Annotated in this window: 13 protein-coding genes; all 13 read left to right on the top strand. The window is 36.0% G+C overall.

Annotated elements, in window-relative coordinates; genetic code table 11:
• Window positions 1-223: 223 nt before the first annotated feature.
• The 13 genes from BCI01S_RS10900 to BCI01S_RS10840 all read left to right on the top strand — a co-directional run bounded on the left by BCI01S_RS10900 (window position 224) and on the right by BCI01S_RS10840 (window position 15,454).
• Complete coding sequence (locus tag BCI01S_RS10900) at window positions 224-1,504, top strand: ABC transporter substrate-binding protein (RefSeq protein WP_047942147.1); 1,281 nt, start codon at window positions 224-226, stop codon at window positions 1,502-1,504.
• Window positions 1,505-1,739: 235 nt separating this feature from the next.
• Window positions 1,740-2,723 (top strand): carbohydrate ABC transporter permease, encoded by a 984-nt coding sequence (locus tag BCI01S_RS10895; protein ID WP_217275553.1) that lies wholly within the window; start codon window positions 1,740-1,742, stop codon window positions 2,721-2,723.
• Window positions 2,720-3,568 (top strand): carbohydrate ABC transporter permease, encoded by an 849-nt coding sequence (locus BCI01S_RS10890; RefSeq protein ID WP_047941915.1) that lies wholly within the window; start codon window positions 2,720-2,722, stop codon window positions 3,566-3,568. Before BCI01S_RS10895 ends, BCI01S_RS10890 begins: the two co-directional genes overlap by 4 nt.
• Before the next feature lie 93 nt (window positions 3,569-3,661).
• Window positions 3,662-4,678, top strand: a complete 1,017-nt coding sequence (locus BCI01S_RS10885; RefSeq protein ID WP_047941916.1) for a LacI family DNA-binding transcriptional regulator — start codon at window positions 3,662-3,664, stop codon at window positions 4,676-4,678.
• Between the two features lie 69 nt (window positions 4,679-4,747).
• Window positions 4,748-5,707 carry an ROK family protein gene (locus BCI01S_RS10880; protein ID WP_144546659.1) on the top strand — a complete coding sequence of 320 codons (960 nt, stop codon included), beginning with the start codon at window positions 4,748-4,750 and terminating at the stop codon, window positions 5,705-5,707.
• 463 nt (window positions 5,708-6,170) lie between these two features.
• Window positions 6,171-6,434, top strand: coding sequence for a cell division protein ZapA (zapA, locus tag BCI01S_RS10875; RefSeq protein ID WP_047941918.1), 264 nt, complete (start codon window positions 6,171-6,173; stop codon window positions 6,432-6,434).
• Window positions 6,435-6,442: 8 nt separating this feature from the next.
• Window positions 6,443-6,985, top strand: coding sequence for a CvpA family protein (locus BCI01S_RS10870; RefSeq protein ID WP_047942150.1), 543 nt, complete (start codon window positions 6,443-6,445; stop codon window positions 6,983-6,985).
• Between the two features lie 148 nt (window positions 6,986-7,133).
• Window positions 7,134-8,849: a DNA polymerase/3'-5' exonuclease PolX gene (polX, locus tag BCI01S_RS10865; RefSeq protein WP_047941919.1), complete on the top strand. Its 1,716-nt coding sequence runs from the start codon at window positions 7,134-7,136 to the stop codon at window positions 8,847-8,849.
• Window positions 8,850-9,037: 188 nt separating this feature from the next.
• Complete coding sequence (locus BCI01S_RS10860) at window positions 9,038-11,389, top strand: endonuclease MutS2 (RefSeq protein WP_047941921.1); 2,352 nt, start codon at window positions 9,038-9,040, stop codon at window positions 11,387-11,389.
• A 38-nt stretch (window positions 11,390-11,427) separates the two neighbouring features.
• Window positions 11,428-11,835, top strand: a complete 408-nt coding sequence (locus tag BCI01S_RS10855; protein ID WP_047941922.1) for a DUF350 domain-containing protein — start codon at window positions 11,428-11,430, stop codon at window positions 11,833-11,835.
• A 224-nt stretch (window positions 11,836-12,059) separates the two neighbouring features.
• Window positions 12,060-13,742, top strand: coding sequence for a long-chain-fatty-acid--CoA ligase (locus tag BCI01S_RS10850; protein WP_047941923.1), 1,683 nt, complete (start codon window positions 12,060-12,062; stop codon window positions 13,740-13,742).
• Window positions 13,723-14,481, top strand: coding sequence for an electron transfer flavoprotein subunit beta/FixA family protein (locus BCI01S_RS10845; RefSeq protein WP_141232338.1), 759 nt, complete (start codon window positions 13,723-13,725; stop codon window positions 14,479-14,481). The genes BCI01S_RS10850 and BCI01S_RS10845 overlap by 20 nt, the downstream gene beginning before the upstream one ends.
• 13 nt (window positions 14,482-14,494) lie before the next feature.
• Complete coding sequence (locus tag BCI01S_RS10840; protein ID WP_047941924.1) at window positions 14,495-15,454, top strand: electron transfer flavoprotein subunit alpha/FixB family protein; 960 nt, start codon at window positions 14,495-14,497, stop codon at window positions 15,452-15,454.
• Window positions 15,455-15,555 lie beyond the last annotated feature (101 nt).

Here is a 15,555-nt window from a genome sequence, read left to right as displayed (position 1 = left end):
TTTTTAAAAAAAATTCTGTAAATTGGTTATTTTTATGTTGATTTTTGGAAGTAATGATATTATTATATGTTTTGTAAGCGATTTCTTTAATTGTTTACGAAACCGATTTCGTTGAAATTGAAATCTATCATTTTTGGGGGTGTTCATTTCTTTATAGAAATCTCATATTTGTGAAAAACTATTAAAATATTAAATAATTTGGGGGGTTATGATTTTGAAAAGAATGAAAAAGTTTGCTGCCTTAGGTTTATCGTCATTGCTTGCACTGTCTTTAACTGCTTGTAGTGGGAATGATACATCAAGTAAAACGAGTGGTAAAGATGAAAAAATCACGTTGGATTTTTGGACATTTGGCTCGACTGGTTATGAGGATTTAGCAAAAGAATACGAGAAAGAAAACCCAAATATTAAAATTAAAGTAAAAGCATCTGAAACAGCTGATCATCATGATGCGCTTTTTACCGCATTATCTGCTGGTAGCGGTGCACCTGATATTACAATGTTAGAGATTGACCAATTTGACCGTTTTAAAGTGGCTCAAGATCGTTTCGAAAATTTATATGATCTTGGTGCGAAAGATGTGAAAGACCAGTACTTGGATTGGAAATGGAAGAGTGGGGAAAACCAGGACGGAGATTTCTTATTTGGTCTTCCTACAGATATTGGACCTAAAGGGTTGTACTACCGAACAGACGTATTTGAAAAAGCGGGACTTCCAACTGATCCACAGGAAGTAGCCAATCTGATTAATTCACCTGAAGCATTTGAAAAAGCTGGATTACAAGTTAAAGAGAAAACAAAATTGCCATTTGTTGATAGTATTGAAATGGCATATAGAGCTTATCTAGATTCTGCCGAAACAGCTTACTTGACTACTGATAATAAATTAAATTTAGGAGCAGACAGTGACGTGAAAAAAGCATATGACTATGCTATTCGCTTAAATGAACTTGGAATCATAGGTAAATATGATATGTGGACTCCAGAGTGGGCAAATGCCGTTAACAAAGGTGAATTTGCGGCAGAGTTAGGAGCAGGATGGTTAAAAGGATGGATGGAAGGAAATGCTCCTGATGCTGTAGGAAAATGGAGAGTTGCTACATTACCAACTGAGTTTGCTGCAAACTGGGGTGGTTCATACATTGCTGTACCATCTGAAACAAAACATTCCCAAGAAGCTTATGATTTTATTGAATGGCTTGTATCACCAGAAAATCAATTAAAATCATTCCAAAGCCATGGATTATTCCCATCTGCCCAATCTGTATATGATATGGAAGAATTTAAGACGAATGCAGATGAATTCTTTGGTGGTCAAGCAACAGCTCCAGTATTTGCAGAAGCTGCAAAGGACATTAGTGGCATAGGATATAAAGGTGAAAAATATGCTTCCATCCACAGCGAAGTATTGAATGCGCTTAAGAATGTCCAAAATAAAGGAGCAGATCCAGAAAAAGAATGGAAAGCTGCAGTGAAGCGCGCAGAAGATTTATTAAGCCGTTAATCTAATATTTGTTCTATAAAAAACAGGGTCACTAAAATCTACTTACTTTTAAATAATACGAAAAAATCGGTCGGCTTACACATACGAGCCTCTAGCGAGAAAAAGGTTTGTGGTAGGCCGGCGATTCTTCACATATTGGTTTTTTTGTGAGGAAAAAGAATAGTGATTGATAGATAGGGAAGTTTGGACGTTTATATGGTACCATGCTCCCTTGAATATGAAAAGAGGTGGGGAAATGAATCCTATCAGTAATAAGGAAACTGTGAACACTATCAGTAAGAAGCAGCCTATTCATAAAAAGCAGAAAAAATTTAGGTCTGAGCAAAAAAAGGATATGCTGTCAGGATATTTATATATAGCGCCTTTCTTCATAATTTTTGCAGTTATCGGCCTATATCCTATGCTTTTTAGTATTTACCTAGCCTTTCAAAAATGGAATGGCTTAAGCCCGATGACATTTAACGGACTGGCTAATTTTGAGACTGTACTAACAGATCCTCTATTTTGGAAATCAGTTTATAATACGATAATTATAGGAATTATGGGAACAGCTCCACAGTTAGTCGTCGGCCTTATTTTAGCTTATTTGTTGAATATGGCTTTTCTTAAGTTTAAAAGTTTCTTTCGTGTAACAATTTTTATGCCCTATTTAACTTCAATGGTTGCTGTAGCCCTTATCTTTAGTGTGTTATTCAGTAATCATGAATCTTCTTTAGCCAATTATGTATTAACTCATTTCTTTGGACTTGACCCAATCCATTGGGCAGCCTCTGAATGGGGAACGAAAATTGCGATATCCATTATGGTGTTCTGGCGGTGGGTAGGATATAACACGATTATCTATCTAGCTGGAATTCAAGGTATACCAAATGATTTATACGAGGCAGCTACCATTGATGGTGCCAATAAATTTCATCAGCTTTTTTACATTACCATCCCAATGATGAAACCATTTATTATCCTAACGGTATTCACTTCAACAGTTGGTGCCATGCAGTTATTCTCTGAACCGACTGTATTTTTAGGAACTGATGCTTTCACAAGGGACGAAGCTATGACAATTGTTATGTACTTGTATAGAGATGCATTTAAATTGCAGTCATTTGGAACAGCATCCGCAACTGCAATCATTCTATTGGTTATCATTTCATTATTTGCTGTCATAAACTTAAGTTTAACGCAAGGATTTGGAAGAAAAAAGAGAGGTGTGGATAAATGAGTAAACATGACAAAAGAAAACGGAAAAAGTTTTCCATAGGCAGATTATCCATTTACTTATTTTTATTTATTGCTGCTATCGTTTCGTTGTTTCCATTTTACTGGATGTTTGTCATGGCAACAAGACCGAGTGCTGCCTACAATTCAATCCCGCCAACTTTAACACCAGGAAATATGCTGGTTGAAAACTTTAAAAAGGTATTAAGTCAAATTGATTTTTTTGGTGGGATGTGGAATTCATTTATACTGTGTTTGGTTGTAACAATCATAGTACTACTCATTAGTTCATTAGCAGGCTTTGCTTTTGCTAAATTTAGATTCCCGGGAAGAAACATATTTTTTATTGCGATTTTGGTAACCATGATTATTCCACCGCAATTAGGGTTAATCCCACAATACTTCTTAATTTCTAAAATAGGACTTCTAGATACCTTACAAGGAGTTATGATTGTATCCTTTTTAAATCCTTTAGGGATATTTCTAATGCGCCAATATATATCCGAGGGTGTTCCTGATGAATTAATAGAAGCAGCGAAATTAGATGGGTGTTCGAATTTCCGTATCTATTGGGGAATTGTATTACCGATTATCTTACCAGCGTTTGCTACTCTTGGGATTATTGTATTTACTGCTGTTTGGGGAGAGTTCTTATGGCAGTTTACGGTTTTAAGAGATCCGGAAATGTATACTATTCAAGTTGCATTGGCACAGTTGGGCAATACTCATAATATTGATTTCGGTATGATTTTATCTGGTGTGTTCTGGGCAACTGTTCCATTATTAGTCATTTTCTTATTATTTAACCGATTATTTATATCAAGTATTACGGAAGGGTCTGTGAAATAAAGACTATTTCCTGCCGTGCTATTGTTTCATTCTCCAACTTTTATTAATCTAATATTAGGAATGAATTTAGACGGAAATAGAAGGGATAAAACGATGAGTTTAACAATAAAGGACATTGCACAATTGGCAGGGGTATCACCATCAACCGTTTCGAAAGTATTAAATAATTATGGCGAAATAAGTGAGATGACTAGAAAAAAGGTCATGACAGTTATTAATGAAATGGGCTACGCACCAAATTTTTCGGCTCGGTCACTGGCAACGAAAAAATCAAGTCTCATTGGACTTATCTATGCAGGTAAAATCAATGTAGACATGACTCATCCATATTTTAATGAAGTTATTTCGACTTTTAAGAAAAATATTGGATTGCTTGGATACGATATCTTAATGTTTTCTAATGAACAATTTCAAGGAAGTTATTTAGCAAGATGCAAGCACTTTAATTTGGATGGTTGTTTGATAATTGCAGGTGAAGAAGTGGAGGATGCTACATTTGAACTTGCTGAGAGCGGTTTTCCTTGTATTGGAATTGATATTGAATTAGTTGGTCCAAAAGCGAGCTACGTCATGACGGACAATGTAAATTTATCAAGGAAGGTAGTAGAACATTTTTATTTGAATTCTCTTAGAAAAATTGGTTATATCGGCGGGATGAGTGAATCCGTCATTTCTAATCTAAGGTTAAAGGGGTTCAAGGATGCGATGAATCAGTTTGGCCTTGAAATCAGGGAAGATTGGATTCAATATGGAGATTACCATGAAGAAAGTGGTTATATCGCAATGAAGAGAATACTTGAGTTGAAAGATTATCCAGAAGCTATTTTTGCTGCATCCGACTTAATGGCTTTAGGTGCACTAAGTGCTATTAAGGAAGCTGGACTTCATACACCTAGAAATATCCGAATTGTAGGATGTGATGATATTGCTGCTTCCCGCTATAGCGATCCTAAATTGACCACGGTCAAACAGGATAAGGAGAAAATCGGTAAATTATCTGCTTTTATGCTAAATGACTTGATAGAAGGAAAATCAAAATTAAAGCCAGTGTATACCGACTCTGAAATTATTGTAAGGGAAACGTGTGGGACGAACAAAGCCTTTAGGTGAGTTCAGGACTGATTTAGGAGCTTTCTTACATGAATAATAAGACTTGGATGGATGTTAGGAGGTTTTTTGGTGAACTATTATGCAGTATTTGATGTGGGAGGCTCCGCAATAAAATTTTCGCTTATGGATGAATTGGGAAACTTTATAGAAAAGTCTTCTGTTCCAACTCCCAAAGACGGAATTGATTCTTTCGTGGATACAATCGAAACTGTGGTGAAGAATTTTCAAGAAAAGAATGAGATAATCGGCATCGCCTTAAGTATGCCAGGAGCAGTAGATGTAGAAACAGGATTTATTAAAGGAACCTCAGCTCTTCCTTATATTCATGGGCCAAATATAAGGAATGTCATCCAAGAACGGACAAAATTACTTGTTGAGCTTGAAAATGATGCTAATTGTGCAGGGTTAGCGGAGGGATGGATGGGTGCTGCAAAAGAAGTCGATGATTATATATGTATTGTAATTGGGACTGGTATTGGTGGTTCTATTTTTCTAGATAAGAAAATTCGTCATGGCAGCCATCTTTTTGGAGCAGAATTTGGTTACATGATTTTAGAGGATTATCTGAATCAGCCGCTAGGGGAATCATGGAGTTCTCTTGCAGCAACTGGAGGTTTAATTAAGCAAGTTGCGAAACGGAAAAATTTGGATCCGATTACTCTGGACGGGCAAATTGTATTTAAGATGGCAGACGAAGGTGACTGGGAAGTACAGGAAGAAATAGAGAAATTTATTAAGCGCTTAGCTGTAGGAATTTATAATTTACAATACATTATTGATCCGGCAAAAATTCTAATCGGAGGAGCAATCAGTAAACGCGAAGGGCTTATTGAACAGATTAACGAAAAGCTAAAAATTATGAAACCAACTGAAGAGTGTTTAAACATCCAAGTTCAGCCATGCCGATTTGGAAATGACTCGAACTTAATTGGAGCTCTATACCATTTCTTACAAAGAACATCTAGTCCGTTAAGTGGTGTAACTGAAGGGGAAATGAATATATCTTCTTTAAAAACTATTTCTAGTTAAGCACGAATAGAAATTGGATTATGGATTCTGTTGTAAGGTTTAAACATAGGGGATAATTGCTTTTTAGTATTTTTTCTCATTCTCATTCACTTCTAGAGCTGGAAGGAATGTCATTTACGTGTTATAAGTTCCAGTAGTAATTATTTGATTGCACATAAAATCATCCTTTCTTTTAATGTTGTGTGGTAACTTCATTTTACTAAAAAAGGATGATTTTTTTGTGCGTTTATTCAGAAATATATATGAAAGGGAGTCCAAAAAATTAGCTTTCACTCACATTTTGGACAGCCCCCCTTCTTACTATTTGAAGCTAGTTTTGTTCCAGCCTCTTATTTTATCAAGTGAATTATAATTCCTGCCCTTTATTAAAAGTCTTAAGATAGAATCTATTCGAATGACTTCCCTAGCAAGAATAATTCATGATATGATAGAAACTAGGATTCTTTAGAATGGAGGCATGGGCGTGTCAAATACCCCTAAAAATCGTACAAATGTTGATATATATGGAACACAATATACAATAATAGGGAAAGAACCTTCTAACCATGTTAGACTGGTTGCCTCCATAGTTGATGAAAAAATGCGTGAAATTCATGTTTTGAATCCCTCACTTGATACCAATAAACTTGCAGTACTTACCGCAGTAAATATAGTAAACGACTATGTAAAGCTAGAAGATCGAGTGAAAGAATTAGAGGAAGAATTAAAAAGAAGAGAAAAGGACTGACAATGTTCATGTTAGATATTATTTTGGTTATATTGCTGCTTTTTGGTCTTCTTAGAGGACTAAAAAGAGGATTTATTATGCAAATTATACACTTAACAGGATTTATTGTTGCGTTTATTGTTGCTAATAAATATTACATCCCGCTATCGCAAAAATTAACACTATGGATTCCATATCCAAATATAGGAGAAAGTAGTTTGCTGCAATCTTTTATTCAAACGGCAAATATAGAAGACGTCTTTTACAGAGGGTTCTCCTTTGTTGTGATATTTTTTGTGGTGAAAATCGTTTGGCAAATTATTGGAAGTATGATAGATTTTGTTGCTAGTATTCCAATCTTAAAACAGTTAAATACATGGGCTGGAGCGGTCCTAGGATTTGTCGAAACGTATTTGCTATTATTCCTTCTATTATTTATTTCTATTTTAATCCCGGTTGATTTTATTCAAGCTCAATTAAATGAATCCTCGGTTGCCGCATGGATGATAGAAAACACTCCATATTTTTCAGAGAAAATAAAAGATTTATGGTTTGATTATATGGCTTCATAGAAAGAGGAAACTCTTCTAGCTTTATATGTAGCTAGAGAGTTTTTTTGTTTAGTTTAAACAGGTACTACATAATTATTGAATTTATATAGTTCATGGTATGATAGGTAGATGAGAAGAAGAGTTATTTTACATATGTGGGTGATAAAGGATGATTACAAATAAAGATATTATTCGATTATTAGAGCAAATTGCGATATATATGGAGCTGAAAGGAGAAAATCCATTTAAAATCTCTGCCTTTCGAAAAGCGGCCAATACGATTGAAACAAGTGAATTGAACTTAACCGACATAACCGATCTAACGGAACTGCCGGGAATAGGAAAGGGAACAGCTGCTGTTATAGAAGAATATCTAAAAGAAGGCAAGTCGTCTGTTTTACAAGAGTTAAAAGACGAAGTTCCAAAAGGATTAATACCATTGCTGCAGCTGCCAGGTCTCGGTGGGAAAAAAATCGCAAAATTATATAAAGAGTTGTCTGTCGAAAATGCAGAGGATTTAAAAAATGCATGCTTAAAAGGAGAAGTGCAAGCATTAAAAGGTTTTGGCAAAAAGACAGAAGAAAAAATTATGGAAGCCCTTCAAAATGCCGGATCTCGCCCAGAGCGACTGCCAATTGCATTTATGATTCCGATAGCAGTCTCCATTGAGGAACAACTAGCTAAGATGGAAGGGGTTGTGCAATACTCTAGAGCCGGAAGTTTAAGAAGAGTTAGGGAGACGATTAAAGATTTAGATTTTATTGTCGCCACAAATGCTCCTGATCAGGTGAAAGAGCAATTGCTTCAGCTTCCGTCTATAAAAGAAGTAATAGGAGCAGGATTGACAAAAGTTAGTGTAATACTAGGGCTGGATTATGACGTTTCTATCGACTTTCGGTTAGTGAAACCAGAGGAATTTGCAACAACCTTACATCATTTCACAGGTTCAAAAGAACATAATGTGCGAATGAGACAGCTAGCTAAGGAACGCGGAGAAAAAATAAGCGAGTATGGCGTTGAAAATAATGAAACAGGCGAAATAAAAACCTTTAAGACAGAAGAAGCGTTTTATCATTATTTCGAACTGCCCTTTATTCCTCCTGAAATAAGAGAAGATGGAAAAGAGGTAGAAAATTATTCAGATGATAGTGAGCTTATTTCCTTGGAAGATATTAAAGGAGATTTGCATATGCATACCACTGCAAGCGATGGTGCACATACATTAGAAGAAATGATAGAAGCAAATCGAAAATTAGGCTATCAATACATGGCTATTACAGACCATTCTCAATATTTAAAGGTTGCCAATGGATTAACACCAGATAGAGTGAGAAAGCAAATAAAAGAAATTAAAAGGTTAAATGCTAAATATGAAGATATAACTATTTTAGCTGGTGCTGAGATGGATATATTACCAGATGGCACACTAGATTATGATGATGAATTATTGAAAGAATTAGATATTGTGATTGCCTCTATCCATTCTGCTTTTTCACAATCGAAAGATAAGATAATGAATAGATTAAAAGCTGCCATGGAAAACAAATATGTTGATATCATTGCACACCCAACTGGTAGGAAAATTGGCAAAAGAGATGGTTATGATGTTGACATGGAAATGCTCATTCAATTAGCGAAAGAAACGAATACTGTCTTGGAATTGAATAGTAATCCTAACCGCTTAGATTTAAATGCAGCACATGTCAAAATGGCACAGGATGCTGGCGTAAAGATTGTCATAAATACAGATGCTCATTATAAGCATGAGCTTAATAATATGGCCATCGGAGTATCCACCGCGAAAAAGGGCTGGATAAAAAAATCTACTGTATTGAATGCTATGTCCAAAGAGGAATTATTAGCCTTCTTATATAAAGGTAATTAAGTATGCTTGGATGAGAATGGGGGAATCTGCAAGGTATAGCTGTTTTCGCCTCCGTCCAAGTCATGACGTGAAAAGCATTCTCTCTGTTGAAAAGGGATAGCTTAATGGAAAAGAACGCTCTAAAAGTCAGAAGAACCAATAAAAAATATGATTAAACCCGAAATGGGGATAGCAAAGGAGATTACTCCATGCAGGAAAGAGTATTTAAAACGTTAGAATTTGATAAAATTAAAGATCAATTAATCGAGCATGCATCTTCTTCATTGGGAAGAAATAAAGTGGAGGAATTAGTTCCATCTACTGATTATAATGAAGTTGTAAGCTGGCAAGAAGAAACAGATGAAGCTGCTAAGGTATATCGCATGCGTGGATCCATCCCTCTTGATGGAATCTATGATATCCGCGCCCATGTGAAAAGATCCTCTATTGGCGGTATGCTTAGTCCAGCTGAATTAAATCAGATTGCCAGTACCGTTCATGCTAGTAGACAAATGAAACGATTTATTGAAGAATTTCATGAAGAAGAGCCTATTCCGATACTGTTTACTTTAACAGACAGTATCATGGTGCTTGTCGAAGTAGAAGAAGAAATCAAGATGGCTATTGATGAACAAGGTGCAGTGATGGATAGTGCAAGTGATGCCCTTAGAACATTAAGAAATCAGCTGCGTAGAAATGAATCAAAAGTACGAGAGAAACTAGAAAGTATGATTCGTTCTTCAAGTGCCCAAAAAATGCTGTCTGACAGTATTATTACAATCAGAAATGATCGGTATGTTATCCCGGTTAAGCAAGAATATCGAGGCAATTATGGGGGGATTGTTCATGATCAAAGTGCCTCTGGGCAAACCCTCTTTATTGAACCACAGTCTGTAGTGACACTAAATAATGAACTTCAAGCTATTCGGGTCAAAGAACAACAAGAAATTGATCGTATCTTAACGCAATTAACGGCACTCGTAGCACAATATGAAGAAGAGCTATTGCATATTGTCACTGTATTAGCAGAAATTGATTTTATGTTTACAAAAGCAAAATATGCTCATCGGTTAAAAGCATCCAAACCAAAAATTAATAATGAAGGAAAGATTGTTCTGCTTAAAGCGAAGCATCCACTTATACCGCCAGAGGTTGTGGTGGCGAATGATATTATTCTTGGGGATTCCTATACATCTATCGTTATTACCGGACCAAATACGGGCGGTAAAACAGTAACTTTAAAAACAGTAGGTCTATGTACTTTAATGGCACAAGCAGGCCTGCAGATTCCAGTATTAGACGGTTCGGAAATGGGCGTTTTTAAATCTGTATACGCAGATATAGGGGATGAACAATCCATTGAACAGTCTTTAAGTACGTTCTCTTCCCATATGGTTAATATTGTTAGTATTCTTGAAAAAGTAGATCATGAAAGTCTTGTTTTATTTGATGAGTTAGGAGCTGGAACAGATCCTCAAGAAGGAGCAGCTCTAGCTATTTCGATTCTCGATGAAGTAAACAAACGCGGAGCAAGAGTTATTGCGACTACTCATTATCCAGAGTTAAAGGCTTATGGATATAATCGCGAAGGCGTTGTAAATGCAAGTGTGGAATTTGATATTGAAACATTAAGCCCGACATATCGATTACTTATTGGAGTACCGGGAAGAAGTAATGCCTTTGAAATTAGTAAGCGGTTGGGCTTAAAGGAAGATGTGATTAATACAGCTCGGTCACATGTAAGCGAGGATAGCAATAAAATCGAGAATATGATTGCCTCCCTGGAGAATAGTCGTAAGCAAGCGGAAAGAGAGCATGAAGAAGCGAAAGATTTATTAAAACAAGCGGAAATGCTACATCGTGATTTACAGAAACAAGTAATGGAATATTACGAGAAGAAAGAAACACTGCAAGAAAAAGCAAAAAGAGAAGCGAAAGAAATTATCGAAAATGCTAAAAAAGAGGCCGAAGCTGTTATTGGCGATTTACGAAAAATGCAGCTCGAAAAACGAGCAGAAGTAAAAGAACATGAACTAATTGATGCAAGAAAACGTTTAGAGGATGCAACACCACAAATAGAAAGACAAAAACAACCAGCTGCGTCGAAGACGAACCATGTTTATCAGCCTGGCGATGAAGTAAAGGTTCTAACCTTTAATCAAAAAGGACAATTACTAGAAAAAGTTTCCGATAAAGAATGGCAAGTCCAAATTGGTATTATGAAAATGAAGGTCAAAGAAAAAGATCTTGAATTCATCAAAGCACCAAAGGTGGTAGAAACAAAACCACTAACCACGATAAAAGGAAAGGATTATCACGTTAGCTTGGAGTTAGATTTACGTGGCGAGAGATTCGAAAATGCTCTTGCTCGAGTAGAAAAGTATATAGATGATAGTCTGCTTGCTGGCTATCCACGAGTCTCCATTATTCATGGAAAAGGAACAGGAGCCCTTCGTTCAGGTGTTCAAGAGTATTTGAAAAATCATCGGGCTGTAAAAAGGATTCGTTTTGGAGAAGCAGGAGAAGGCGGCAGTGGTGTAACGGTTGTCGAATTTAAATAAACTTTCTTTTGGGAGAATAAAGGTAGAGGAGAAACCTTATGGCACAATTTTGGGAAAATGAATATGTAAAAACGGCCGGCGATTATAGTGTTGTTATTTTAAGCCTTGTTGTATTTTTAGCTATATTTGAACTTGTAACAAAATATAATAATTGGGATGAAATAAAAAATGGGAATCTAGCAGTTGCGATGGCGACAGGCGGGAAAATCTTTGGAATAGCGAATGTTTTCAGCCATTCGATTATGCAAAATGATTCTTTACTGAAAATGATTATCTGGGGTGTATATGGTTTTGTCCTATTGTTAATTGGTTATTTCATCTTTGAATTTTTAACCCCTAAATTTAATATTGACGATGAAATAAAAAATGATAATCGAGCAGTCGGCTTTATTTCTATGATTATTTCTGTTGGTTTATCTTTTGTAATTGGGGCAGGTATCTCTTAATAAATATAGTATTTTAAAGGGAGCTAGGACATAAAAATTCCAGCTAAAAAGCCAAACAAATCACATTCGCATGATTGTTTGGCTTTTTTAGTTACATTTAAAAAGGCTGTTTTTTATGCGGAATTGTGTCAATTAAGGGGAAAGTAGGCTTATACATAATCCAATGAATATGTTCCTCCATATAATAAGCTAGTACAACAATAGAATTAAATGGAGGAATTGTGTTGGAAACAGAGAAAAGATGGTTAAAACTTTATCCTGATCAAATTGCCAAAAATGTTTATTATCGTGCAGATACTCTCCCACAATTATTAAAATACGCGGCAAATGAGTATCCAAAACATAAAGCTATTCATTTTATGGGAAAAGAAATGACGTTTAAAACACTTTATAAGAAAACATTGCAATTTGCAGCATATTTGCAGCACTTAGGTGTAAAAAAAGGGGACAGGGTTGCAGTAATGCTGCCGAATATTCCACAAACAGTTATTAGTTTCTATGCAATCTTGCAGGCGGGAGCTATTGCTGTACCAGTAAATCCGCTTTATCAAGAGCGAGAAATAGAATTTATTATGAAAGATTCAGGGGCGAAAGTAATTATAACATTAGATATGCTCTACAACAGAGTGGAAAGAGTAATGAAGCAAACAGATCTTGAACATATTATTGTTACATCTATTAAAGATTATCTCCCATTTCCCAAAAATATTGTCTATCCATTCATTCAAGCGAAAGAGCAAGGAAAACCTCCAACAATTACATCATCAAACTCTACTCATCTATATACCCAAACATTAAAGTCCAAAGAATCAGTCCTAAAGGAAGTACCGATAAATTTTGAAGAAGATATAGCGATTCTACAATACACTGGCGGAACGACAGGTTTTCCAAAGGGAGTTATTCTCACCCATCAAAATTTAGTAGCCAATACTTCTATGTGCAGACAATGGCTATATAAGATGGAAAAGGGAAAAGAAAAAATGCTTGCCGTCATGCCATTATTTCATGTGTATGGACTTATGACAGTTCTTGTATTATCAGTAATGGAAGTATATAAAATGATTCTTGTTCCGAAATTTGATGCGAGTGGTTTGTTAAAAACAATCCATAAACAAAAGCCAACTGTCTTTCCAGGAGCACCTACTATCTACATTGGTTTAATGAATCATCCAGACATAAGCCAATACGATCTTTCCTCGATTAAAGGAGCGATTAGTGGTTCTGCTCCATTACCAGTTGAGGTTATTGAGAAATTTGAGGAAAAGACAGGCGGGAAAATAGTAGAGGGCTATGGATTAACGGAAACATCTCCTGTTACCCACGTGAATTTTCTTTGGGACAATGAAATTGTAAAAGGAAGTATTGGTGTTCCTTGGCCAGGGACTGATGCAGCTATTTTTTCATTAGAGTCAGGTGAAATATTGCCAGTGGGAGAAGTTGGGGAGCTTGCAATTAAGGGGCCGCAAGTGATGAAAGGATATTGGAACAATGATGAAGAAACCAATAAGGTTTTAAAAGATGGCTGGTTACTAACTGGTGATATCGCATATATGGATGAGAAAGGGTATTTTTATATCGTCGATCGGAAAAAGGACATTATCATTGCAGGCGGCTTTAATATCTATCCTCGTGAAATTGAAGAAGTTTTGTATGAGCACCCAGCTGTCATGGAAGCATCAGTTGTGGGAGTGAAGGATCCTTATAGGGGAGAGACAGTGAAAGCATTTATTGTATTGCGCGAAGGAATGACGGTTACAGAAGAAGAACTGAATCAGTTTATGCGTAGGAAATTGGCATCTTTTAAAGTACCTCGTATTTATGAATTTAGAGAAGAACTTCCGAAAACAGCAGTAGGAAAAGTATTAAGAAGACAATTGAAGAAAGAAAGTGAAGAAGAAAATGAGTAATGAATCATTGCAGATTGTGGTTTTATTATCGAGAACCGTTTCTCCTGAGGCTACCCTCGTACTTGAAGAAGAACAAGTACTGGTAGAGGAAAAAGAGTTTATCATCAATCCACCAGATGCGATAAGTTTAGAAGAAGCCCTACAATTAAAAGAAAAATATGGTGGGCATATAACGGTGCTGATGGTAAGTAAAAAAGAAGGAGAAAAGCAATTGAGAACAGCTTTAGCTATGGGAGCAGATCAAGCTGTTTTAATAGAATCTAATCCTGATGAAGATCATCCAGCTCATATAGCTAAAAAGATACAAGAATATTTGCAAAATATAGACTACGATGTTCTATTAGCAGGAGATTTTTCTACAGATGGAGCAACAAGTCAAGTAGGTCCTAGGGTTGCTGCTTTATTAGATATTCCCTACTTTGTGAAAGCAATTCGAATCGAACAAGAGGAAAAACATGCAAAAATTAAAAGAAATGCAGATGGAGACATCGAAACATATCAAGTTCCGTTTCCTTTTTTAGCTACCATTCCACAAAGTTTACACGTTCCAAGATTGCCATCACTTGCTGGGATCATGAAAGCAAAAAAGAAGCCTTTTCGATTTATCCAGGTAAAGGAAAACCACGCAAAAACGCTCAGCCACTATTCATATCCACAATTAAATCGTAAAAAAATGATGTTGCAAGGGGAAATAAAAGATCAAGTTGCTTCCTTATCCAAATTATTAAAGTCATTGTAATGGAGGAGTTAATATGAAGGGAAAAATCGTTGTGGTGGGAGAACATCAAGAAGGAAAAATTGCCTCCATTACCCTTGAGTGTATTTCAGCAGCAAAGGAATTAAAAACGGAGGCAGAAACAATTCTCTTGCTAATGGGAGAGGATATGAGAACGAACGCATCTGAATGGAATGAAACGGATGTCGATCAAATCATTATCGTGGAACACCCTTTGTTAGCTAGATTTTCGAATGAATCATATATAAAAGCCCTCTTATCTGTTTGGGAACAACTTGAACCCTCTATTCTTTTATGTGGACACAATGATATCGGCAGATCCATCTTCCCGTATTTAAGTGAGAAATGGAATCTACCCTTACTTTCAAATATAGAGAGTTTTGTCCTTCATGATAACAAACTGTCTATAACTCGGTCTGCTTATTCTGGTAAATTAACGGAACGAACAGAAGTGGAAGGTTCTTCTTTTCTTATAACAATAAAGCCTAAAAAATGGAAGCCTCTCCCAAAGAAGGAGAAAACAAAACCAGCTGTCCATTCTTTGAAAGTAAATATCGATAAGCCAGTAGCTACTTTAATTGGACTCGAACAAAAAAGAGAAAAGGCAGCTGGCTTAGTGGATGCAAAAATTATCGTGGGCGCTGGAAGAGGTATTCAAAATGAAGAGGGATTTGCACTAGTGAAGAAATTAGCTGACACTCTTGGAGGAACAGTCGGTGTTTCCAGAGGTGCAGTAGAATTAGGAGTATGTGATGCTTCCATTCAGCTTGGACAGACAGGAAAAACCGTGGCTCCAGATATATACATCGCCTGCGGAATTTCAGGGGCTATTCAACATCTTGTTGGCGTTACGTCTGCCAAAACCATTATTGCTATTAATAAAGATCCAAATGCTCCAATTTTTGAAGTAGCTGATTATGGGATTGTGGGAGATATTTTTGAAATAATACCTTCTTTATTAAAAGAATGGGAATGATCTAATTATAGGTGAATGTATTAGCTGATAGTAGGGGAAAATGATATTTGAAACATATTATTAGTATCATCAAAGAAACCATGGTATACTTTCGATATTGT

Origin of the sequence: Niallia circulans NBRC 13626 (assembly GCF_001591585.1) — a bacterium.
GTDB lineage: Bacteria > Bacillota > Bacilli > Bacillales > Cytobacillaceae > Niallia > Niallia circulans.
This window is presented reverse-complemented; position numbering and strand designations above follow the sequence as displayed.